Source organism: Acinetobacter sp. Z1, assembly GCF_024296945.1.
Classification (GTDB): Bacteria; Pseudomonadota; Gammaproteobacteria; order Pseudomonadales; family Moraxellaceae; genus Acinetobacter; species Acinetobacter beijerinckii.
Genome location: NZ_CP101115.1, coordinates 3,208,019 through 3,232,219 on the forward strand (window position 1 = coordinate 3,208,019; position 24,201 = coordinate 3,232,219).

A 24,201-nucleotide genomic window follows, 5' to 3' on the forward strand; every position below is an offset into this window, starting at 1 on the left:
TACCGCCTAGGTGACGAAACAATATTTAACTCATCGTTGTCTCATCGCTCCACCAGACATGGCAGATGACTTCTTTGCTAATACAGTCATCTATGTTGCACGCCATGATGAAGACGGCGCTCAAGGCATTGTGATTAATCGTCCTTCCGATTTACAAATCAAAGAATTGCTAAATGATTTAGAAATCGATGCAGATAATGTACAACCACATGCGGTTTTACAAGGTGGTCCGCTACGCCCTGAAGCAGGTTTTGTACTACATACAGGTCAACCAACATGGCATTCATCAATTGCTGTAGGTGAAAATGTCTGTATCACGACCAGTAAAGATATTTTAGATGCAATTGCGCATAATGAAGGGGTTGGGCGTTATCAAATTGCTTTAGGCTATGCAAGTTGGGGGAAGAATCAACTTGAAGAAGAAATGGCGCGTGGTGATTGGCTGATTTGTGACTCAGACATGGATTTGATTTTTAACCTACCATATGACGATCGTTGGGATGCAGCATACAAGAAAATTGGTGTAGACCGTACTTGGTTTGCTTCAGAGATCGGTCATGCTTGATTTAAAAACCTCACAATCCATTATGGCATTTGATTTTGGAACACAAAAAATGGGGATCGCGATTGGTCAATCCAGTATTGAAAGTGCCAATCCCCTTCCTCTATTTATCATGAAAGATGGTATTCCAGACTGGAATCAACTCTTGAAACTAGTCAAAGAATGGCAACCTAACTTATTTTTAGTTGGTTTACCGCTTAATATGGATGATAGTGAGTCTGAACTCTCTGCTCGTGCGCGGAAATTTGCACGTCGCCTACGCCATCAAACCAATGTGGAAACATGGATGGTAGACGAGCGCTTGACAACCCGCGAAGCGAGAGAAGAATTAGAGTCTTATCAAAATAAAGGTCAGGCTAAACGCTTATCAGCCGATAGTTTTGCAGCAGCTCTACTCATCCAAAGTTGGTATCGTGATCCTGCGGGCATTACGCCTTAACCGTAAATACTCAATCTTTTTATTTTGTCTATTGTTATAAACAATTGTTTTGTTTCTGCTAAAGCATCTAAAGAAGAAATAGTCCCGATTGACCTACTTTGGTTTCTCTCAAAGTAGGTCAAATTGCATATTTAAATTGAGCGTGGATGAATATTTGAGAAAATGTTGTATATCGCTACTTCTCAATAATTCGAACTGTCGCTGTGCGCCCTGAAACAAAAGCCAACGGATTCTGTGGTTGCTCATCAAGCATGATTTTTACAGGGACACGTTGTGCTAAACGTACCCAACTAAAGGTTGGATTTACATTTGCCAATAAATTAGAACTACCTGAACGCTCTCGATCTTCAATGCCTGTCGCAATTCCTTGAACATGCCCGTGAATCAACTGGCGATCACCCATCAATTGAACTGTTGCAACGTCTCCGACATGAATACGATTCAATTTGGTCTCTTCAAAATATCCCACGACATAAAGCTGATGACGATCTAACAATGCAGCAACTGCTTGTCCAATCTTCACATAATTACCAACACGTAAATCAAAGTTTGCTAAAGTTCCATCTGCGGGAGCAACGACTTCTGATCGATTTAAATTGAGCTGAGCCAAATGCAAATTACTATTTGCAACCTCAATCAGCGCTTGCTGTTGTTGGATAGCAGCATTGGCTTGTTCAATACTTGCTGTGTATTGTTCACGCTCAGCTAAGGCTTGATCACGTGTTGAAAGCACTTGATCTTGTTCTTGCTTAGAAATCGCACCATCCATCAAACTGGCATAACGTGCTGCATTTTTTTCTGCAAGTTTCATATTGGCTTCGGTCTTGACTAAACTGGCTTTAGCACCGGCCAAATTTGCGTGTGCCTGTGCGAGACCCGCTTTGGCTTTAGCTAAATCAGACTTAGCTTGCTCAACATCAAGTGCTTGACGTGCAACATCAACTTTAAAGAGCACCTGTCCCTTCTTAACCGTTTGGTTATCCTGTACCAAGACCTCTGTTACCAAACCATTGACATCAGAAGCGACCTGTATCACATCACCACGGACTCGCCCGTCACGTGTCCATGGCGCAGCATTATAGTAATTCCATAAATGCACGATTGCATAAATCGCAATTAAAACCGAAAGCACCAATACCACAGGACGTATGACTTTTCGCACATCAAATGCATTCATGTTGATTACCTTTACCACATATCTTTAAATGATTAAATTTAGGATTGAATCTCTATTTTGAAACGTACGACCTACAGCCAAATGAATATCCAATGCACCAATAACAGCAAACCCAAGTAAAAGCACAAATTAAATATGCTTGGTAGAGCGATCCACTCTTTCGCGACCAAACGATCAATCAATGGACTCATAAGCTTAAAAATCACATAGGCTATAATTGCTTGAACCAAAAGAATGGGAATATAGATCCCATAAACATTAATCTCACCCATGCGCTATACCTACGTCATATGTTTCTGAACTCATTTGATCTGTCGCGACATGCCCAATACTTTCACAGATATTATTGAGAGAAATTAATAGTCTTCGACTTAACTGAGCGTCATCTAGCTGCTGTGCAATTTCTTGCAACAACTTGATTTGACGAACAATCTGAACTGAAAAATGATTGAGTGATAATTGCTTTTCTTGCGCTTGAAAATAGTCAGCAAGTTGCTGTTGCAAAATGTTCACTTCGTTTTGTAAATAAATATGCTCAGGAAGCTTTTGACTAATTTCTTGTAAACGCACTAAATCAATAATTGAGCTACTCTCAATCAATGCATTCTGTATCGATTGCTTAATATCAGGATGCTGTACCATTTTTGTATTCAACACACCGACACGATCTAACATGCTGCGTAAATGAATTTTGAACTCGATGCCATATGACAGACTCAGTGCTTGACGCATGGCTTGATAATGCAATGCTAAGATTCGTGTCGCACTGGTATCAGGTGAAACCGCACGCACAAGGTCAATCACAATCAGTGAAACAAGCACACCGAGGATCATGGCAAATGAACTATCTAAATAAGAAACAGCATCGATGCTATATTTATTATGCAGATTCAATCCCATCATGGTGTTAATTCCTAGCACCATACCCACGGGCATCAGCATCTGATTCGCCATCATGCTTACAGCGACTAAGAACACAGGAAATAAAACCAATGCCAACTGCCAAAAGTGGGTAACGTGCGGAAAAATACCGAATGCATATACAAATACCAAAACCGCTGAAACCAAACTCCCCCAAATAAAGATCCGTAATACAGGTACAGGATTGTCTAAAGCCGTCAAAATACATGCTGTAATTGCACCCATTTGCGCCATCATAAAGCCTGCTTTCCAGCCTGAAACAATCCATGCAGCGGTCACAATAAAAGTGATCAATACGGCACTAATCCCTCCGCGAATTGCTATGCCATGATCGCGATGCAAACTTGGATATCTGGTTGTAATCGCTGTAATTTCAGGTGGTATCTCTTTATTACCCTGCTGAATCTGCTGCCAAAGTAGTTTGACCGCCAAGATATTCGAAATAAAATGACGTATATCCATTTTTAAAGCAGCAAGTACAATCTGTTGATCCGCACTTGCACGATCAATCAATTGATTAAAATCATCTTCAAAGCCATGAGGTAATGTTAATAAATCACTAGGTACTAAACTGCGCTCTTGCTTCAAAAAGGCTAAGGTATACTCGCGAATAGCATTTAAATGTGCAACAAGATTTACCAACTGCATCTGTTCAAGTTGCTTGATCCTTTGAGATAAAGCCACCAAATTAGCGACTACCAACGACACCTGATGCAACATCTCCTGCAAGGGTTTGGTCATGCCTTTTAGCTCACCTTTTTCATAAGCCAAATGCACAGCCAAAGCATGAATATCTGAAGCATCACGCGTGATGACCGACAAAATTTGCGTATAATTTTCTGATGTCTGTTGAACCGTAATAAGTTTTTCAAAGGTCGTTTCTAAATCATTTAACGTTTTATTGACGCGTTGTTTAATCAGTGCACCGATATGAACAGGGAAAAACGTCGCAGAAACCACTGCGGTTGCAATTACGCCAACCGAAATTTCCAATACGCGTGCCACGGCAATATCAAAAATATTATAGGTATCAATATAGGTAATCGCGTTATAGACAATCATTGCTGTCGAATAACCCGCTAACATAAATACATAGCTTCGCGGTGTACGATCGAGCAAAGAAACATATAAAGCAAAGCCAACCCACAAAGATAAAATAATGGTGAATAACCAAGGGGTATTAATAAAATGAGGTGTCAGCAATAAAGCAATGATTGCACCTGCGAAGGTCCCCACTAAACGATAAACACATTTTGAAGACACCATCCCTGAATAGGGATTCGCAATAATCATCACCGTGCCAATCGACCACATTGGATTAATCAGATCCAGTTCAAATGAAATAAACAGTGCCAGCATGCCAGCTACAAATGTCTTGCATGCAAAAATGAGGTCAAGTCGACTTGGTCGGAAAGCCAACAACTGTTTCAATAACATGAACGGGTCTCTGTATCACACTGGCTTAACATCAGTGTTCATCACATTAATGAAAGTGACAAATCAACGCTCTGATTTAGAGATATCCAAATCAGTTACTTAAAAGAAAAGCCAATAAAGGAGGTTAATACGCAATGCTGGAAGAATTTTTGAATAAATAGTATTCAGCCAATTATCCAAATAAGACATTGTATTTGTAATTTTTTCAAAAAATAGCAATATAGTCAACAAATATTATCACCATTTGATAATATCAATTAAAATGAATTCATTTCAATTGATAAATTTCGTGCTTTTCTCATAATTTCAATTCGTTTGGTGATCCAAACGAATCAGATTGAAAATCCCATACACGACATACGGCATTTCTGATATAAAGCAAGAATGTTTCGATTTTCACGTTATTTAATGGAGTAGATGGCTCATCATGGCAATTTCGAGTTTTGGTAAAATTCTCACCGTGCTGGATTTATTTTCAGTCTCACGTCCGATTATCAATGTCGATATCATTTGTGATGAACTCAGTCTCTCCAAACCGACTGCTTATCGTTATCTTAAAGAATTAGTTTCTACCGATATCTTGAAACGTATTAGTGGTACTTCAGGCGATTACACTTTAGGTTCTAAAATCGCAGTGCTTGACTATATTTCACATAGCACAGACCCATTGGTTCAAATCAGTATCCCTTTCATGCGTGATATCGTGGAACGTACCGAGCTTTGTTGTTTACTAACCTATTTAAATCATGATTATTGTATCGACTTACATCATGAAACTTACAAAGAAGCGGAACTGCTCTCATTTGGTCGAGGTTGTCCACGCCCCGTTTTTATTGGTGCTTCTCCAAAAATTGTCATTTCGCATTTAAGTAAACAGCAATTTCAAGCCTATTATCATCAATTCACTAAAGAACTTGCACAGGTTGGTTTTGCGCAGAACTTAGATGAGTTCACCCAAAAAATGAGAAAAATTAAAAAACAGGGCTTTTATTTATCAGAAGGTGAGATTGACCCTATGGTTTGTGGTCTCTCCGTGCCAATTCGTTTTTCAAACAAAGAAGCCCCTATTGCCTTAACACTTGTTGCCTCTAAAAATCGTTTTGATTTCTTAAATGTCCAAAAATTAATTGAAATATTACAAAGTAATGCAGCACAAATTGAGCATAAATTTTCAACATTAATCGAAAATCAAAGTAACTAAGATGAGAATATTAAAAAATATTTACATTTTTTAGCGTTGTAAATATCAATAAATTCTCATATTATGATTATGTTCTTCAGCATGCTTTCCCAAAAAGCGTGAATTTCCTCAGAGAACTAAGCTCATCTTTGTATGGGCTTTTTTCTTGTTAAAGAAAACATGAAATAAAAAACCTTCTCTAAAGAAGGCTTTGATGACTGAAAAAAAGATTAACACATAATTTTATTAATCAATTTAGCTTCGACCAACATCTGCTCTGTTTGATCAGCACTCATCGCGACCAAATATTTACCATTAGAATAATAAAGTGAACCATCAGCATTGAGTGCATAACCTAATACACCGCGTTTCAATACTTTCTGTTCCCCATTAGAAGTAGATTGAATCAGCTCCCAATTACGCGGAATCACACCTGCAAACTTTTCACCTGCACTTTGATTTTGTTGCAACGCCTTCTGCGCTTTAATCAAATTACCTTCAACAAATAATTCTTCTTCAGATTTTTGTTTGGCTTTTGCAGGATTTCCACCTGAGGTTGATTTCAGTGATTCTCCTGTATAACGCTGCGTAAAGAAATCTAACCAGCCAATCACTGCTCGAATAATTTTAAACGGAGCATATAAAATATCTTTGAGTGAATTACCACTATGCTGATGATTTTTATAAGGACGTTTCAGGAAATAAAGCTGACCCGCTACATCAATTTTCGGTTTATAAAAATCGTAACGCGGATCACTGATAATCGTCTCTAATTCCCCAGTCTTGAGATTTAAACGGCAAATTTCTTTGGGCCCAACACTAACATTGCCTTGCTGATCATATGCAAATCCACAACTGTCATAATAAACAATATCAGGATTTTGAGGATCAAAACATGGATGCTCGTCTTGGCAATCCCCTTCAGTAATATATTGAATACGGCTTGAATCTAAACCCAAAACACAAAGGTGGCGTTCATAGGCATAACCCTTGCTTACAGATAAAATTAATCGTTGTTTTTGAACCTCATAATCAAGATGGTGCACAATAAATTCACTATTTCTCAGCACCAAAGCTTCTGGCAATTGCTGCTCGATTAACGATTTAATATAGATTGCGCAGCCATCCTGTAATCGTGCGGCATAAATCATCCGTTGATCATTTGTGAGCACTGCATCGACTGGAAAGATATATGAGAATTCATTTGGATCATCACGATTGGTCATGCCCATGAATTGAGCGCCAGTTCCCGTGGTTTTCCATTGTTTGCGCTGTTTAATTTCTTGCAAATTTTTCTTGTATTGCGTGACCGCTTGGCAGTCAATGGTCTGTGTTTTTTGATTTTGTATTAAGTACAGTTCTTGATTTGATAAATACAATAAAGATGACATGTAATCGTGTTCCTAACTTATCTTTTTTTAGCATCCACTATATTTTAACAATTCTATAGTGAATGCTTTGATTATTAAGCTTTCTATTCAATTTCAATAAGACTTTGAGGGTCAATACATTTAAGGCTGTTTTAAATATGGCCATGCAGCTTTCATATAAATAAACATCGACCATAAGGTCAAAATAACGGCTGCATAAAGTAACGCATACGCCCACATTTCTAATGGTTCCCAATTGAGTAGGAACACACTAATTGCAATCATTTGGAATGCAGTTTTATATTTTCCAACGGTCGAAACCGCAACACTGGTACGTGCGCCGAGTTCAGCCATCCACTCACGTAATGCAGACACGGTAATTTCACGAGAAATAATCACAATTGCAGCAAAAGCCATTGAAATTGTTGGTTGCCATTGCACCAATACAATGAGAGCAGAAGCAACCATCAATTTGTCTGCAACTGGATCAAGAAATCGTCCAAAAGCAGAGGTTTGATTGAGTGTACGCGCTAAATAACCGTCGAACCAATCGGTGATTGCTGCAAGTACAAAGATTGCAGTTAATACCAAATGGCGCATCATTCCCCCATGATGCTCCTCAATTCCGATCGCAGGTGGCCAGTAAGCAATCACCAAAAATACAGGAATAAGCGCAATACGTGCCAAAGTCAAAATATTCGGAATGTTCAGGATTCGCCCTGTACTCATAAACACCGCCATGTTGTTTGCTTCAAATATGCATGTCGCAGAAAGGATGTGTCGAGATTGTATCCATCTGTAAGCAACTTTATACGAAATGCAACCTAGTGTCGACTAGGCAAAAACAGCAACTGTCTGTCTTAACACCGCAATTAAGCGATTTTCACGATCCCACACATGAGCATATTCTGTTGCATAACCATGTTCAGCAAATTCAGTCACGACTTTATATTTGAACCAATCATGAATTTGATGTTGAATCGGATGCAGATAAGTAATATGCCATGTTAATGAACTGGCAGGTGCTGGAATTTTAAACATGGGTAATACACCCGGTGGCCACACATCCATCAACGCAAATAAATCTGCCAATTTCATTTCACGATTAGCATGTAAATTTGGGGCAAAACGCGCCCATCCACCAAAATCAGGAACTTTACTTCCTGCCATTGGATAGCTTCCTTCAGCCCAGCACAATTCAAATTGTTGCAAGCATTCTGGCATTAAGCCTTCTAGATAAAATGTCTTTTCCAACTGCTCGGCTGTGGGGTAATTTGGAATTTGAGGTAAATTTTCAACATGAATTCTTGATTCGCGTTGCAAACCAAAACTTGCGATTAAAATCGTTTGTACAGCATCATCCTGCCATAGTCTGATTTCTAAAGTTGTGACCGACTTTCCTTCTCTAAGCACTTCTGCAGTTAACTTGGCTTGACCATGTTGAACTGGTCCAACAAAACTAACATTACAGCTCAATAATTGTTTTGCTGCATCATTCACCGCGTAGATTGCCTTTTGGATGAGCAAACCTGCAATCAAACCACCAAATACCGTTCTACCCTGTAACCACCCTGATGGAATATCAATCCATTCTTGTTGCTCAATCTGTTGATACAACGAAAGTAATGACATGATTTTTCCTTTAATCTTCAATACAGCTTATCTTTCAATGTTTTTATACATTTGTGAATGATCATTGACTGAAAAATCGTTGACTCTTTATGTCAATTGGTCAAATTACTCATGTAGAATCTTATAAATTGTCCGTGCCAAAATCTCACCCAAACCGGGAACGAGCATCAATTCTTTTTCAGAAGCTCTGAGCACGCCTTGTATACCACCAAAATGAGTCAGTAAATCTCGACGACGTTTTGGCCCTAGTCCTGGAATCGCCTCCAATACCGAACTACTCCGACGTTTATCACGTTTTGCTCTATGCTTAGTAATCGCAAAACGATGCGCTTCATCTCGCACTTGCTGAATCAAATGCAAAGCCTTGTGGTCTTCAGCCAATTGAATCTTGGTGCCATCGGTGAAATGCAGCGTTTCTAATCCTGGTTTACGTCCTTCCCCCTTAGAGACACCAATCATAAAAGCATCAAGTCCAAGCTCTTGCATGACCTCTATTGCCATGTTTAATTGACCTTTACCACCATCAATCAAAAGTAAATCAGGCAACATATTCTTTTTATAACGGCGTATCAATGCTTGACGCATTGCGGCGTAGTCATCTCCCCCGGTGATATCCTGAATCGCAAACTGACGATAATCACGTTTGCGTGCACCACCCTGATCGAACACCACACAGGACGCAATTGGTGCTTCGCCCATGGTATGACTAATATCAAAACACTCAATCCGATCAATTGGTCTCCCAACCACTTGTTCAAGTTGATGAAACCGTTCATTGAGTTCTAAATGATTGCTCAATTTGCCTTTGATCGCATGCTGCACATTCATCTGCGCTAACTCTAGCCATTCAGCGCGTGTTTCACGTACTTTATGCTTAATTTGTACCTTTTTATTAAAGGTTTGCTGCAATGCATCCTCAAGTTGTTTCTTGTCTGGCACATCGACATTCACAATCAATTCTGTCGGAACTTCATCAGCCACTTGAAAATAAAAGTTCGCCATGAAGTCACTCAACATTTGCGCTAAATCATCACCAAGCATGTCAGGGAAATAACTTTTGCCACCAAGCATTCGACCATTACGAACATACATGATCTGTACGCAAGTCACACCCGCTTGATAAGCGATTGCTAAAATATCGGCTTCACCTTTGATTTTGAATACCGCTTGTTGGGCTTGAACTTCGCGTAATAAAGACAAACGATCTCGATAAAAAACCGCTTTCTCAAACTCAAGCGCTTCAGCCGCTTGTTCCATTTTGCCGATCAATTCCTGATTCAACTCTTTGGTATCACCTTGTAAAAATCGAATCGAATTATCAACATCTTCCTTATAGTCTTCTGGGCTAATTAACCCCACACACGGTGCTGTACACCGTTTAATTTGATATTGCAAACAAGGACGTTTACGTTGAGAAAAATAGCTATTCTCACACTGCCGTACATTAAATAATTTTTGTAAGGTTAATAGAGTATCACGGGCACTATATGCACTTGGATAAGGCCCAAAAAACTTACCAATTTGATGCTTACCTTTACCTCGACCACTGGCAATACGAGGATAAGGTTTATCTGAGGAAACAAAGATATAGACATAAGACTTATCGTCCCGCAGCATGATGTTATAGGGCGGACGATGTAATTTAATAAGGTTTTGTTCTAATAATAATGCTTCTGTTTCGGAACGAACAATCAATGTCTCGATATCATAAATACGTGCAACCAGAGCCTGTGTTTTGGGATGCTCAATAGTTTTTACAAAATAGCTAGAGACACGATTTTTTAGATTCTTCGCTTTACCGACATATAGCAACTCCCCATCTTTGCCCAGCATTTTATACACACCAGGCAATTGGGTCATATGCGTCAGTATTTTTTCAATGTGTTCACGCGCGTTTGAATTCACAGCAGACTTTCATGATCAGTAATGCTTTTGATGATGTAGTCTGCATAAATCAATTTCAAGTCAATTGAGCTAAAATCCATCAATTCAATCACTCAAATGATATCTATTATTTAAAAAATCGACTCAATACTTGATCAGCACTATTAAATGCAGACTTATTAAAGAAATCACAGGCTAGTTCATTTGTTGGAACGATTGGATTAACTTCTCTCGTCGTATGGTAAAAGCCCCAATACTCACGAGACTGATGGCGAATACGTGTATCTGCTAAATTAAACTCTGTACTAGGTTGAAATGCAGTCCACGCTGCATTTTGCCAAATTCCCTGATTTTGAATAGTACTACTGGTACTAACATGTGCAAGATTTTGTGTTGGATAAGATTCAATATAATCTTGAGTACTCAACTGAACTTGTTTTTGCCAACATGTTGCGCCTGAAGGGAATTTATCCTGAGTGGCGAACAATAACCCTTGAATAATATCTAGTGTTACATCGCTTATGAACGATGATGCTGTTGCTTGTCTTAAAAAGTATCGTATATAGTCAGAAACCGCTAAGCCAGATAAGTCAACTTTCTTAAGCTGATAAGTAAGTTTAAATGCTGTTCTCTGCTCCAAATTATAAGGCTCATATTCTAGAACACTATCATTGAATACCGTTTTACGACCCACAATATAAGCGCCAGTCGTATTTTGCGGTGGAAATATAATTGATATGCCATTGCTGGTGATAAAGTTTCGAAGCGCTTCTGTCTGTAATTTTGGTGTTTCAGTATACGTAATCAAAAGATCAATATTTTTTATCTATTTGATACGATTTCTTTGTGAGCTTATTAGATTGATTTGCAGCTGAAAGATCATAGCTGTAAAAGGCTTTATTTTTCGGATCAACTGTCCCATAAATATCGTCAGTTTCTTCAGTACAAGCCACTAAACTTAAAAGACTTAATATTATCAATGCTTGTTTTTTCATTATCTTTTCTCATATTAAAAAAATCAGCTAAATTATCCTCATTTAAACCATTTGATACAATCAAAAATATAAAATTACTTTCTCAACGTGAAAAACATCCATAAAAAAACGCCCTTGCAGGCGTTTTGATAAATAAAATTAAAATACATAAGGTCTTATAAAAATAAGGAAAAACAATCCAATCATAATAAACCATTTTAAAAAGTAATAAAGCTGACGATTAGATTTTTTTAATGCTTTCGCTTTAATCCGTAACTGGTAAACATAGCCAAATGCTTTGTTCAGGCCACCTGTTTGATCACCGACTTCATTTGGTGAACTCGCAGCCGTCATGACACTTTTACCAAACCAATGATTAAACTTTTCCATTAAACGTGTTTTTAACGGTCGCTCAACATCAGCAAAAAAGATAATACGATTCTGATCAGTCGTGTTTTCTGCATAATGAATATAGGTTTCATCGAACACTACACTTTCGCCATCACGCCAAGAATAACGCTGACCATCGACATCAATAAAACAACGATCATCATTTGGGGTAATTAGACCTAAATGATAACGTAATGAACCTGCATATGGATCTCGATGACGTACCAAACGACTATCAGGAGCAAGTTCTGTAAACATCGCCGCTTTAATCGTTGGAAGTGTTTTTAACAGTGCCGTTGTTTTAGGGCAAAGCTCAGCAGCCGATGGATGCGCAGAGTCATACCATTTTAAATAGAAACGTTTCCAACCTGTTTTAAAAAATGAGTTAAAACCTAAGTCATCGTAACTACTTGAAGCTTTGATGCCACCTTTATTATATAAGGCTTGCGCTTCATCTCGAATCATTTCCCAATTTTCGTCAAGAATTTTCAAATCCTTAAAGTGTTGCGTATCAATATAGGGTTGATTCGGCACTTTGGAAAAAAGATACATTAAAAAATTGATCGGTGCGAACAATGTTGAATGGTCAAAAAACTGACGATAAAACGAATGTCTAACCTTACCACGGCGATGTACATACAACGCCGAAATGATAAAAATCGCTAATATGATCCATTTAATCATTGAAATCGACACAAAAAAACTAATCGGCAAATTTTAACATCATCCATTATAAATTCTAGGATGTTTTAATACATTCAAGTTATATCAAGTCAAATAAATAATTTACAAAATAAAAATCAACAACTTAAAATAAAAAATTATTTACTCCTTAGCTCGTTTTTAGCCTGATACATCCTAGCATCAGCTTCTTGTATTAAAGTGGAAGCATCAATATAACCTTCTACATGATCAGTTTGTTTTATACCGATACTAAGAGTAATGCTTGGTTCAAAGCGAACAATATACTTTAATAATCTAGGTACAAAACTTTCCATTGCTTGCGACTCTGTACAGCGAGGAAATATGATACAAAATTCGTCGCCACCATATCGAAAACAATGATCATCAAGTCGAGCTACATGCCTTACTGCATCTGCAACCACTTTAAGAATCTCATCACCTTTAGAATGTCCAAAAGTATCATTTATATTTTTAAAATTATTAATATCAATAAAAACCACTGTTACAGGTTCTAATGAGCGTTCAGCAGTACAAATGGTTGTATGTAATGTACTATTTAAATGTCTGACATTTAGTAAACCAGTCAACGCATCTGTTTGAGATAACGCCTCCATCTGCTGTGCTCTATCCTCAAGTACATTCGCATACTGCTCGATCTTTTCTTTAGAAGCTTTTAATTCGCTGACCAAACTCCAAATATAGGTCTCGACTACCAACGAAATATCAAACATAAACAATTTTTCTAATGTTGTAATTATTTGAAGGAAGTCTTCAGTATTTCCAAGCTGTTCATTTATAAGCATAATTAATCTATATTTAAGTTGGTATATTGCTGATAAATATAATTTTGGCTCAACTCCAATTCTCTTATGAACTAGACCAATTCTAAGTCGATTATTGACATAATTAGCATCATAATTTCCTGAAAAAAGTTCTGTTAAATATTGTCTCTGAGCACGTTGCAAACGAGATAAAGTATCGACATCTCCTATTAATGTTGCAATTTCAGAAATAGACGTTTGCTGTTGATAAAAATCGATAATCACTTGATCAAATAAATGCTCTAATTTATTGCCGAGCTGCATCATTCTTTGCAGCTCTACATTACTTAAACAGAGTAAGGATTTCCTGTACTCTATTTCATCACTTGAAATATGCATTTGTTTCATCAAGGTTTGGTCTGTTGGTTTCATTCCTATCCACCTGTATCCAAACATACCTTTATCATCGTTAATTTTTTACTTTTTATAATCTTTTGATTAACGCCTTATAGCTGTTTGAGTAGTTAAACATTACTAAATAAAAAATTACAATTTACAAGTTTTTTAATAATTCTAATTAATACGAACATAACTAACAATTTTTGTCAGCCTATCGGTTATTCCTTAAATTAACATTATGTCAAAGTTGTAAAGTAAAGCATAACTTAAGGATAAATAAAGATATAAACACATAATAAGATTATGCAATAAATAGACCAATTTAATAAAAAGCAAATAAATATTTTTCTTCTATTTCCATTCAATAAAATATTTTTTTAAATTTCGCTAAACAATAAGATTGGACTAATAAACTAAGAATAGTAAATTCAATCCATAAGACATCAAAAAAACAAGAAGGAAAACATTAACCATTGTTTTTTAATAAAAATTTAAAGTATTTTTTTTGAAAAACATTCGATTTCCGAATAGCAATAGAATAGATGACCCTAGCGTCACGGCTTGATACAACTTGTTATGTCCTTTTTGGATATAGTTATCGTAAGATTAGCGAAGCATTTTTATGTGCTTAATCGCACATTCGCTTTATGACATCAACTCAGAATCCTCCACAACAAGGGAGATCAGGCATGATCCACGCTGGCAATGCCATTACCGTCCAAATGCTTGCGGACGGAATTGCAGAATTCCGCTTTGACTTACAAGGTGAGTCGGTTAATAAGTTTAACCGTGCAACCATCGAAGACTTCCAAGCAGCAATTGCTGCAGTTAAAGCCAATAACGACATTAAAGGCTTAGTTGTTACCTCTGGTAAATCAACGTTTATTGTTGGTGCTGACATCACTGAATTTGGCGATAACTTCGCTGCTGGTGAACAAGCAATTGTTGATTGGCTTATGCCTGTACATGACGTCTTCAATAGCTTTGAAGATTTAGACATCCCTAAAGTTGCTGCGATTAATGGTACAGCGCTTGGTGGTGGTTTCGAAATGTGCTTAGTGTGTGACTACCGTGTCATGTCTGAGCAAGCTCAAGTTGGCTTACCAGAAATCAAACTCGGTATCTATCCTGGTTTTGGTGGTAGCGTACGTTTAAGCCGTGTCATTGGTATCGACAATGCTGTTGAATGGATGGCAATGGCGAACCCTAAAAAACCAGCTGCTGCACTGAAAGATGGTGCTGTAGATGCGGTTGTAGCTGCTGACAAACTTCAAGAAGCTGCAGTTGACCTCGTTAAACAAGCGATTGCGGGTCGTTTGAACTGGAAAGCAAAACGTCAAGAAAAATTAGACGCAATTAAATTGAACCCACTTGAACAAATGATGGCGTTCAATACCGCAAAAGGTGCGGTACTTGCAAAAGCAAACCCTGCACAATACCCTGCGCCAAAATTGTTACTTGACTCATTACAAGCAGGTGCAAGCCTTACACGTAATGATGCATTAAAAGCAGAAGCTCAAGGTTTTGCAAAAGCAGCAATTACTCCACAAGCAGGTGCATTGATTGGTTTATTCATCAATGACCAAGTTGTGAAGAAGACTGCGAAGAAATATGAGAAAGGTGCTCACCCTGTCAACCAAGCAGCTGTTTTAGGTGCTGGTATCATGGGTGGTGGTATTGCTTACCAAGCGGCAAGCAAAGGCACTCCAATCATCATGAAAGATATTGGTAACCCACAACTTGCTTTAGGTATGAAAGAAGCGAATGGCTTGTTAACTAAACAAGTTGAACGCAAAAAAATGAAACCTGCGCAAATGGGTGAAACGCTTGCTCGCATCCGTCCAACTTTAAGCTACGATGAGTTTAAAGAAGTAGACATCGTGATCGAAGCGGTAACAGAGAATCCTAAAGTAAAAGGTATCGTACTTGCAGAAACTGAGAAAAATGTTCGTGACAACACGATTATTGCTTCAAACACTTCAACGATTTCAATTACACGTTTAGCAGAAAACTTACAACGTCCTGAAAACTTCGTAGGTATGCATTTCTTCAACCCAGTACACATGATGCCATTGGTTGAAGTGATTCGTGGTGAGAAAACTTCTGAAGAAGCGATCGCAACAACTGTTGTTCTTGCTCAAAAAATGGGTAAAACACCAATCGTTGTAAATGACTGCCCAGGTTTCTTGGTTAACCGTGTATTGTTCCCTTACTTTGGTGCATTCGATCTTCTTGTAAAAGATGGTGCGGATTTCCAACAAGTTGACAATGTGATGGCGAAATTCGGCTGGCCTATGGGTCCTGCATACTTAATCGATGTTGTTGGTATCGATACTGGTGTTCATGGCGCAGAAGTGATGGCTGAAGGTTTCCCTGACCGTATGAAGCCTGACTACAAAGGTTCGATCGAAGCAATGTATGAAGCAAAACGTCTTGGTCAAAAGAATGACGTTGGTTTCTATAAATACGTGTTAGACAAGAAAGGTAAGAAAGCGAAAACTGTTGATCCAACAGCTTACGAAATCATTGCGCCTTTCGTTACTGGTGAAAAACGCGAGTTTGACAACCAAGAAATCATTGACCGTATGATGCTTGCTTTCTGTAACGAAACAGTTCGTTGCTTAGAAGACAACATCGTTGCAACTGCTTCTGAAGCAGATATGGCGATGATCATGGGTGTAGGTTTCCCTCCATTCCGTGGTGGTCCATGCCGTTACATCGACCAAACAGGTGTTGCTGAATACGTTGCGCTTTGCGACAAATATGCACACTTAGGTAAGGCTTATGAAGCGCCACAAATGTTGCGTGACATGGCTGCTAACAACACAAAATTCTACGGTTAAGGAGCGACGTGAATGGCTACTTTAAATCCACGTGACGTTGTGATTGTTGATGGCGTTCGTTCTGCCATGGGCAAATCACGTAACGGTATGTTCCGCAATGTACGTGCCGACAGTTTATCTGCTGAATTAGTACGTGCACTTGTTGCTCGTAACCAGTTTGATACTAACGAAGTTGAAGATGTAATCTGGGGCTGCGTAAACCAAACTTTAGAGCAAGGTATGAACATTGCTCGTAACATTGGTTTATTGGCTGACATTCCTAAGACTGCTGGCGGTCAAACAGTAAACCGTCTTTGTGGTTCTTCTATGCAAGCAATCCATACGGCTGCTGCACAGATCGCTACAAATCAAGGTGATGTATTCATCATCGGCGGTGTTGAGCACATGGGCCACGTAGGTATGATGCACGGCATCGACCTTAACCCAGAAGCATCTAAACACTATGCAAAAGCATCGAACATGATGGGCTTAACAGCTGAAATGTTAGGTCGTATGAATCAAATTTCTCGTGAAGAACAAGATGCATTCGGTGTTGAATCACACCGTCGTGCTTGGGCTGCAACACAAGAAGGCCGTTTCAAAAACGAAATCGTGGGTGTTGAAGGTCATGATGCCAATGGCTTCAAGATCCTTTGCGACATCGATGAAGTAATTCGTGCTGATGCAAACCTTGAAGCATTCAAAGCATTGAAACCAGTTTTTGATCCTAAAGGTGGTTCAGTAACAGCAGCAACTTCTTCTGCGCTTTCTGACGGTGCATCTGCAATGTTGTTGATGTCAGCTGAACGTGCTGCATCTTTAGGTTTGAAACCTCGTGCTGTGATTCGCTCTATGGCGATTGCAGGTTGTGATGCTGCGATCATGGGTTACGGTCCTGTTCCAGCAACTCAAAAAGCGCTTAAACGTGCTGGTTTAACGATGGCGGATATCCAAACTATCGAATTAAACGAAGCATTTGCTGCACAAGGCTTATCAGTCATGAAAGGCTTAGGCGTTTATGACAAACAAGACATCATCAACTTGAATGGTGGTGCGATTGCATTGGGTCACCCATTAGGTTGTTCTGGTGCACGTATCACAACGACTTTGTTGAACGTAATGGAACAACAAGATACACAAATCGGTCTTGCAACCATGTGTATCGGTCTTGGTCAAGGTATCGCGACAATTATCGAACGTGTTTAATTGACACTGAGATAAACGAAAAATCCCCGCAAAGTGCGGGGATTTTTTTATGTGATAGAAATTCTTTTCTAGACTATATTGAATTTTTAAAATACAAATGTCCACTGTAGACAGAACAACACCCAGCAAATTATTATCCTAAGTTCCAAAAACTATAAGGTTCTAACAATGTTTAAAAATATGGCAGCCGATTTAATGGGAACCAGTGATATCGGGAAGATTATTGAACCTCAAGATTATGATAAGACTGATATTGATGACTACATTTTCCATGAAGACAATGAAAAGATTTTCTTTTTAATCAAAGCAAAAACTGATGAGTACTGCTTTACGAACACTTCATTTATTCACCTTGATGGTACCAGTGCTGTTAGTAAAAAACGTACACTCTATCGCTATCCATATAAACATCACCAAATTAGCCAAGTTCTACTCGAAACAGCTGGAACTGTAGATCGTGATGTAGAAATAAAGTTTAAACTTGGCGCAACCAGTTATTCAATAGATATTGAAAAATCTCAAATTGAGAAAGTGCGAGATTTATATAAGGCATTATTTAGCATTGGTGAAGCTTGTAAAGAAATCGAGCGTCAAATGAATTCGTTGGTGATTACTCAGCAAGCTGTGAATAATATGTTCTCATTACGTGAACTACCTGAACAAATTTTACTGAACCTACCTGATATTATTTCGCAGACAACGATTCAAGTTGAAACTAAGTTCACTGAACGTCGTAAGCAAATAGAAGATTATGATTTTTCAATCATTTTTGAGCGTTATCTTAAACAGTAATAAAAAATCCCCGCATATCGCGGGGATTACTGATTTAAGCTATATATTTAAAACTTAACGTGTGAAAAAATTATTTTGTGGACTATTTAAACCATCTCGAATTTGTTGCTGCAACCTTACAATATCATCTATACTGACTTTCATCGTTCCTTCACGAAAGGCATTAGCATTGTCTGGGTTAATTTTCAAAGGTTCTAGCATTTTAAACAAACCATTGGTTGGATCAGATGATTGAAAACCTGAAGCAACAGCTAAAATATATTCTTGTAAATAAGCAGGATATTGAGAGATATCAGGCTGTAAGACTTTTGCTTGGTAATTAAATGTACCAGTAGTTTCATTTACTTCAGCATTCTGTATGCCAGTATGAACTTTATATTGCTGATGCTCTAAAGCTTGTCTTACTTTTTTATCTTCTTGAAATGGTACAAAACCAACTTCCTCACGTAACTCTGACTCAGCCATAATTCGAATGGTTGGTAGTGTTGTCACTTCATCTGCTTGAACTGTTGGCAAACCAAGCACAGAAGCAAATATAATCATAAAAGCTGATTGTTTTAGAATGTTCACGTTTACTTACTCCAAAATCAGTCGCCAAAAAATGAAAAATAAAAGCATCTATTAAATAGGCTACAACAAAGTGCCTTTTAAATCAGTACAGGTCAGATAAACGGTACATTTCATTCGAATTTTGTACTTTATCTAGGCAAGTACAAATATGCTCACCTGTTTAATCTTTGTAAAATTTGACACCTTTAGCAAAAAAAACCTCGCTTCTCTGAACTTATTTTATTATTGTCCTATCAATATTTTATAAATACTAAATATTTTTTAATTTTTAGAATTCAAATTATTAGGAGAAAGGAATGTTTTTAAAACTGACTCAATCATCAATAAGTATTGCTATTCTTGGGGTACTTTTAACTACAACAGGCTGTGCAACCAAAACCCTAATTAGCAAGGACAATAAAACCTATACGCGTACAACAAAAGTGACATTAGTTGAAGATACCGTAATTGCTTTTGGACGACCTGCACAAGCTTCAGCAAATTTACCGCGAGATAGCATTGTTATCGCAGGTCAAAAAAATAGTTATATTTTGACGCAAGGTGGTGCGCAATTTGTAAGCTTGATCAATAAACTCGATCCTAAAAATATTCAGATTACTCGTGACCTAAATTTTTATTCAGAAAAGAATGATGGTTACTTTTCAGGTACTTTGCCACTTTCATATGTAAAGCTAAAAGAAGATTTGAGTAAAAAAGACTTAGAGTTTTTTATTGAAAATGGAGCGAAAGAGTGTTCATCATCAAGTGATGAACGTATGAAAGCGCAGCGCTTTTGTTTTGATATTAAATTAGCGGGTGTGGTTTACCCTACTGCCAATAATCTCAGCTCTTTGAAAGCATTAAGTAAATCTTATCAAGTTACGATTTATACCAACCAACAGGAAAGCTATAAGTCGAAATCAGGTATGAACCCTTTTGAAAAGTTAGTTTTATTACCTTTCGCAGTCGCAATTGATGTCGTGAGCTTACCGTTCCAAGCTGCTGAAAAGATTTTTGATTAAATAATAATAGGTCTTTGAATTTTCAGCTCTGACTATTTCAAAGACCTTAAATATTCAATGCGTTACATTGTTTTGATTTAAATCAACTATGTGTCTCTTCTTCACCTTCATTATCAAAAGTCTTGGCAATCTTCTCAATATTTAAACTTTTCGCCATCGCATCAAAAATGTCTTTATACACACCTTGCTGCTGATAAAGTTGATGATGTTCACCATGCTCAACAATTTCACCATCTTGCATCACATAGGTGTAGTCAGCATCAATAATCTGCGAAAGACTATGCGAAATAATAATGACGGTACGCTCTTGTTTAATTTCATCTAGACTCTGTTTGATCTGTTCAGTAGCAATTGCATCTAGACTTGCTGTTGGTTCATCTAAAAATATAATTGGCGGATTCTTGAGGAACATACGTGCAATCGCAATACGTTGCTGTTGCCCACCTGAAAGTAACAAAGCGTCGGATTGATAAGCTTTGGGCAATTTCAAAATTTGATCATGAATCGATGCTTTTTTTGCTGCTTGGATAATTTCCTCTTCGGTAGCATCCATTTTTCCATAGCAAATATTGTCTTGAATGCTTCCTTGAAAAATATGATTTTTTTGTAATACTAAGCCGATATGATCTCGCAAATATTCTGTATCTATATCTTTAAGATCAATTCCATCCATCAAAATTTGTCCGGATTGAGGTAGATAAAACTTATCCAATAGACTAATTAATGTGGATTTACCTGCACCTGATAACCCAACCAATGCAGTAATTTTATTGGGTTGAATGATCATATTAATATTCTTGAGCGCATGATGACCATTTGGATAATGAAAATCGACCTGCTTTAATTCAAATTGTCCACGAAGTTGTAAGGGTTTGTGTTGACCCGAAGTTTCGATCTCATGATCTGCCTCAAGAATCTGAAAGAAACTTTCTGCATATATCATGGCATCATTGACTTCATCATAAATACGATGCAATGAACGAATTGGAGCAGAAACATTATTGAATAATAAAATATGAAACATGATCATACCAATACTCATGTCACCCACTAGGACAAAATAAGCGGTAAGGATAATGATAAATACAATGCCAATTTGTTCGGTAAAAGTCTTTACTCCATCAAAAATAAAGCTAATTTGACGGATGTGCATCTGATTATCAGTCAGTTGTTTTTGTAAAATGAGCTGCTTCTCAGCCTCTACTTTTTCACGGTTAAAAGATTTAATCACCGTAATTGAATTGATAATACTCAAAATTCCCTGACTTTTACGCTCTCGTCCATCGCGTAAACTTCTTCTTACGCCCCCTAATTTTTGTGCTTGTTTGAACGTCAGCCAAAAATAAATAGGAACAATCGATAATGCGACTAATCCAATCCAAAAGTTAGCGTAGAACATCAATCCCAATGCCAAAATAGCACTGCTAAAAAGAGGAAGAATATCAATAAAAAAGATTTGAATTAGACGTGTAATCGAACCTATCCCGCGATCAATACGCGTTTGTAATTTGCCAGCTTGATTATCATCTTGAGTAAAAAATGAAAGTCGATAACTTAGAAATTTTTCAATAATCGATTGCGCAACATCTTGCGATACCATGATTCTTAAACGTTCACCAAACAACTTTTGTCCAAATTGGATCAGAGTGCTTATGATTTCCTTGGAAAGTAGAATCACACTGATCGTCACCAAAATATGCCAGCCTTCGTTCAGCCCTTGTCCTGCTTCAACTAGGTGGTTAATCTGATCAACAGCATATTGCAGCGTGAGTGCGTTTACTTGAGCAGTTAATGCGCCAATCAGCGTAAGAATCAGGGTAACGATGACCAGTAATTTATAAGGTGCAACGAAAGGTCGAACTTTATTAAAAAGCTGCCATAAATTCATGGTTTTGACGTTCATTCTCCATTGTTTGATTCAAATAGAATTATCACTTAGCTATACCGATTACTTGTTGCTAGGCTTCATTTTCCCAAGTACCCATTCAGATAACGCTATAATTCATCTTCCAAAACCTCAACATTGTTTTTCTTAATTCTCTCCATCTTGGCATTCAATTTAAGTACATCTTGATAAAGCGAATTGAATTTTTTCACTTGTGCTGACTCATGAAATAAGATGGTTTTATCTTTCGCCTGCCATTGATACTTTTTAAGCATGTCAAACATCGCTTGAGCTTTTTCAATAATTTGTTGCTCAATCGGGAAAATGTCATGCGCTTTGTCGGATTTTAAATTATTTGCCAATTTCGTTTGTAAAGATGCTCTCATTTCCTTCTCGATTGCAATTTTTTGGGCTTGATCAATCGCATCAGCATGTATTTTTTGACGGCGTTTTTCATATTCAGAGGAAATACGACGCACATCTACAAACATTTTTTCAGTTTCTTGATAGTTTTGTTTACGATCTTGATCCAAACGCCCAACATCTAAAAAAGTATCCCAATGTGCAGCTTTTAACGCTCTGAGATACTCATTTCTGGCTTCGATATTTTGCATCCAATAAGTCAGTAGAAACTCTGACATTAATTTATAATCACCAGATAAGCGATCATCCTGTATGTCCAATGTGACAGGTGTGGTCCAATCTTGAGCTTGACCATAGAGCATTTTCATTTTCTCAGCCATAACCACTTCAAACATATGCTGATTATTCACTGCATTGCTTTTTTTAATCTGCTGGTATAGAAAAAAAGAACCGATACATACCACGATTACAGTTATCAATATGATAAAACGGCGCATGCTGCCTCCAAATTTAATTATATTTTTTATGTCCTTGATTTGATTCTAATCAATAATCTATTCGACTGAAGTATTTTTTATTTCATTTCTCGTAACGGAGCATTACATTTTACTCGCTTTAAATTCAGCAGGTTCGCCCTTATTATCTCTGTTATTGATAATTGTAGAGATTTACTATGCGCGTAGATATCTGGTCAGATGTGGTCTGCCCTTTTTGTTATATTGGCAAAAAACGTCTTGAACATGTGGCAGCAGAAGCTGGTATCGAACTTGAAATTCATTGGCATAGTTATGAACTTGATCAAAATGCCCCTGCAAAGCATGACACATCGAACACTGAACGTTTAGCTAAGAAATACGGTCGTAGCTTTGCAGAAATGGAAGAAATGGAACGTAATGTTGCAGCTATGGCGGCATCGGAAGGCATCGATTTCCAGTGGCAAAAAGCCAATTCAGGCAATAGTTTTAATGCACATCGCATCATTCACCTTGCACAAAGTAAGGGCTTAGGCAATGAAGCGAAAGAAGCCTTTTTTCATGCATACATGACTGAAGGTCTTGCGATTGGTGAACGTGAAGTTGTAGAGGAAATCGCCTCTCGTATCGGTTTAGATAATGCAGAAGTGGAATATGTATTGGATACAGATGAACTCGCTGATTTTGTTCGTCATGATGAAAAAATTGCGCACGAACAACTCAAAGTCACGGGTGTTCCCTTCTTTGTATTTGATCAAAAGCTTGCATTGTCGGGTGCCCAACCACGAGAAGTTTTTTTACAAGCATTACAACAAGCTCAATCTGCATCAACTGAACAAATTGAGCAAACCGATGCAGCTCAATGTAATGATGAACAGTGTGAAATTAAGCATTAATTTTTTCTAAGAGATGAATCTCAAATGATCATTTGAGATTCAAATTTTCTAACCCCTCTATATTTATGATGCTAATTCAACCAATTATCCTTAAATCAGCACCATTTATCCTTTGATAAAATTTCTGTAACAAAGTGAAGTAATTTATTGCTCAACTTTTGAGTCATGATTATGTGAAGACAATCACAACCCACACATAAATTTATAGATACTTATTCATAAAACCATCTATTTATCCGATTCAATTTTTTAAAATGTTTATATTTCAAAGCTAAAACATGATCAAAATCTCTATTTAGACTATTTAAATGAGATTTTCTACTAACTTACACCCTATAGATTTTGCATGGTTTTCTTCTATAATCGTCATAAAGTGACATTCT

Annotated in this window: 20 protein-coding genes and 1 pseudogene; 8 read left to right on the forward strand and 13 right to left on the reverse strand. The window is 37.5% G+C overall.

Features of this window, described 5'->3' with window-relative positions; translation table 11 throughout:
• Window positions 1-10 precede the first annotated feature (10 nt).
• A complete protein-coding gene (locus NGC85_RS15180; RefSeq protein WP_005050989.1) occupies window positions 11-565 on the forward strand; it encodes a YqgE/AlgH family protein in 555 nt (184 codons plus the stop codon).
• Window positions 558-1,001, forward strand: coding sequence for a Holliday junction resolvase RuvX (gene ruvX / locus NGC85_RS15185; protein ID WP_005050986.1), 444 nt, complete (start codon window positions 558-560; stop codon window positions 999-1,001). Before NGC85_RS15180 ends, ruvX begins: the two co-directional genes overlap by 8 nt.
• Window positions 1,002-1,176: 175 nt before the next feature.
• On the opposite strand, the gene NGC85_RS15190 is transcribed toward ruvX, so the two are convergent.
• The 3 genes from NGC85_RS15190 to NGC85_RS15200 all read right to left on the reverse strand — a co-directional run bounded on the left by NGC85_RS15190 (window position 1,177) and on the right by NGC85_RS15200 (window position 4,536).
• Window positions 1,177-2,178 (reverse strand): HlyD family secretion protein, encoded by a 1,002-nt coding sequence (locus NGC85_RS15190; RefSeq protein WP_254732220.1) that lies wholly within the window; start codon window positions 2,176-2,178, stop codon window positions 1,177-1,179.
• Window positions 2,179-2,249: 71 nt separating this feature from the next.
• Window positions 2,250-2,450 carry a DUF1656 domain-containing protein gene (locus NGC85_RS15195; protein ID WP_005061048.1) on the reverse strand — a complete coding sequence of 67 codons (201 nt, stop codon included), beginning with the start codon at window positions 2,448-2,450 and terminating at the stop codon, window positions 2,250-2,252.
• Entirely contained in the window at window positions 2,443-4,536 is a 2,094-nt protein-coding gene (locus NGC85_RS15200; RefSeq protein WP_254732221.1) for an FUSC family protein, read from the reverse strand. The genes NGC85_RS15195 and NGC85_RS15200 overlap by 8 nt, the downstream gene beginning before the upstream one ends.
• A gap of 427 nt (window positions 4,537-4,963) precedes the next feature.
• Between NGC85_RS15200 and NGC85_RS15205 the strand changes: the two genes are divergently transcribed.
• Window positions 4,964-5,737: an IclR family transcriptional regulator gene (locus tag NGC85_RS15205; RefSeq protein ID WP_005050976.1), complete on the forward strand. Its 774-nt coding sequence runs from the start codon at window positions 4,964-4,966 to the stop codon at window positions 5,735-5,737.
• 209 nt (window positions 5,738-5,946) lie between these two features.
• On the opposite strand, the gene NGC85_RS15210 is transcribed toward NGC85_RS15205, so the two are convergent.
• The 7 genes and pseudogenes from NGC85_RS15210 to NGC85_RS15240 all read right to left on the reverse strand — a co-directional run bounded on the left by NGC85_RS15210 (window position 5,947) and on the right by NGC85_RS15240 (window position 13,843).
• Window positions 5,947-7,107: a hypothetical protein gene (locus NGC85_RS15210; RefSeq protein ID WP_169108878.1), complete on the reverse strand. Its 1,161-nt coding sequence runs from the start codon at window positions 7,105-7,107 to the stop codon at window positions 5,947-5,949.
• 120 nt (window positions 7,108-7,227) lie between these two features.
• The gene (pgsA, locus tag NGC85_RS15215) at window positions 7,228-7,815 is read right to left on the reverse strand and encodes a CDP-diacylglycerol--glycerol-3-phosphate 3-phosphatidyltransferase (RefSeq protein ID WP_155757328.1); all 588 of its coding nucleotides are present in this window, start codon (window positions 7,813-7,815) and stop codon (window positions 7,228-7,230) included.
• Window positions 7,816-7,920: 105 nt separating this feature from the next.
• Window positions 7,921-8,718 carry a thioesterase family protein gene (locus NGC85_RS15220; protein ID WP_254732222.1) on the reverse strand — a complete coding sequence of 266 codons (798 nt, stop codon included), beginning with the start codon at window positions 8,716-8,718 and terminating at the stop codon, window positions 7,921-7,923.
• 105 nt (window positions 8,719-8,823) lie between these two features.
• The gene (uvrC, locus tag NGC85_RS15225) at window positions 8,824-10,623 is read right to left on the reverse strand and encodes an excinuclease ABC subunit UvrC (RefSeq protein WP_254732223.1); all 1,800 of its coding nucleotides are present in this window, start codon (window positions 10,621-10,623) and stop codon (window positions 8,824-8,826) included.
• 106 nt (window positions 10,624-10,729) lie between these two features.
• Window positions 10,730-11,597, reverse strand: a pseudogene (locus NGC85_RS15230) (hypothetical protein).
• 138 nt (window positions 11,598-11,735) lie between these two features.
• Complete coding sequence (gene lpxO, locus NGC85_RS15235; RefSeq protein WP_005050962.1) at window positions 11,736-12,650, reverse strand: lipid A hydroxylase LpxO; 915 nt, start codon at window positions 12,648-12,650, stop codon at window positions 11,736-11,738.
• A 137-nt stretch (window positions 12,651-12,787) separates the two neighbouring features.
• Complete coding sequence (locus NGC85_RS15240) at window positions 12,788-13,843, reverse strand: GGDEF domain-containing protein (protein WP_254732224.1); 1,056 nt, start codon at window positions 13,841-13,843, stop codon at window positions 12,788-12,790.
• Between the two features lie 656 nt (window positions 13,844-14,499).
• Here NGC85_RS15240 and fadB point away from each other — a divergent pair.
• The 3 genes from fadB (at window position 14,500) to NGC85_RS15255 (ending at window position 18,630) form a co-directional block, all read left to right on the forward strand.
• The gene (gene fadB, locus NGC85_RS15245) at window positions 14,500-16,653 is read left to right on the forward strand and encodes a fatty acid oxidation complex subunit alpha FadB (protein WP_254732225.1); all 2,154 of its coding nucleotides are present in this window, start codon (window positions 14,500-14,502) and stop codon (window positions 16,651-16,653) included.
• A 12-nt stretch (window positions 16,654-16,665) separates the two neighbouring features.
• The gene (gene fadA, locus NGC85_RS15250) at window positions 16,666-17,838 is read left to right on the forward strand and encodes an acetyl-CoA C-acyltransferase FadA (protein WP_005061025.1); all 1,173 of its coding nucleotides are present in this window, start codon (window positions 16,666-16,668) and stop codon (window positions 17,836-17,838) included.
• Window positions 17,839-18,006: 168 nt separating this feature from the next.
• Complete coding sequence (locus NGC85_RS15255; protein ID WP_005050949.1) at window positions 18,007-18,630, forward strand: PH domain-containing protein; 624 nt, start codon at window positions 18,007-18,009, stop codon at window positions 18,628-18,630.
• A 54-nt stretch (window positions 18,631-18,684) separates the two neighbouring features.
• On the opposite strand, the gene NGC85_RS15260 is transcribed toward NGC85_RS15255, so the two are convergent.
• On the reverse strand, window positions 18,685-19,200 hold the full coding sequence (locus NGC85_RS15260) for a hypothetical protein (protein ID WP_254732226.1): 516 nt from the start codon (window positions 19,198-19,200) through the stop codon (window positions 18,685-18,687).
• A 296-nt stretch (window positions 19,201-19,496) separates the two neighbouring features.
• Between NGC85_RS15260 and NGC85_RS15265 the strand changes: the two genes are divergently transcribed.
• Window positions 19,497-20,201, forward strand: coding sequence for a hypothetical protein (locus tag NGC85_RS15265; protein ID WP_254732227.1), 705 nt, complete (start codon window positions 19,497-19,499; stop codon window positions 20,199-20,201).
• 82 nt (window positions 20,202-20,283) lie between these two features.
• Here NGC85_RS15265 and NGC85_RS15270 read toward each other — a convergent pair whose 3' ends face one another.
• Both NGC85_RS15270 and NGC85_RS15275 read right to left on the reverse strand, forming a co-directional pair.
• Complete coding sequence (locus tag NGC85_RS15270) at window positions 20,284-22,089, reverse strand: ABC transporter ATP-binding protein (RefSeq protein ID WP_254805620.1); 1,806 nt, start codon at window positions 22,087-22,089, stop codon at window positions 20,284-20,286.
• 107 nt (window positions 22,090-22,196) lie between these two features.
• On the reverse strand, window positions 22,197-22,946 hold the full coding sequence (locus tag NGC85_RS15275) for a hypothetical protein (protein WP_254732228.1): 750 nt from the start codon (window positions 22,944-22,946) through the stop codon (window positions 22,197-22,199).
• Between the two features lie 176 nt (window positions 22,947-23,122).
• Between NGC85_RS15275 and NGC85_RS15280 the strand changes: the two genes are divergently transcribed.
• Entirely contained in the window at window positions 23,123-23,818 is a 696-nt protein-coding gene (locus tag NGC85_RS15280; protein WP_169110788.1) for a DsbA family oxidoreductase, read from the forward strand.
• Window positions 23,819-24,201: the final 383 nt, after the last annotated feature.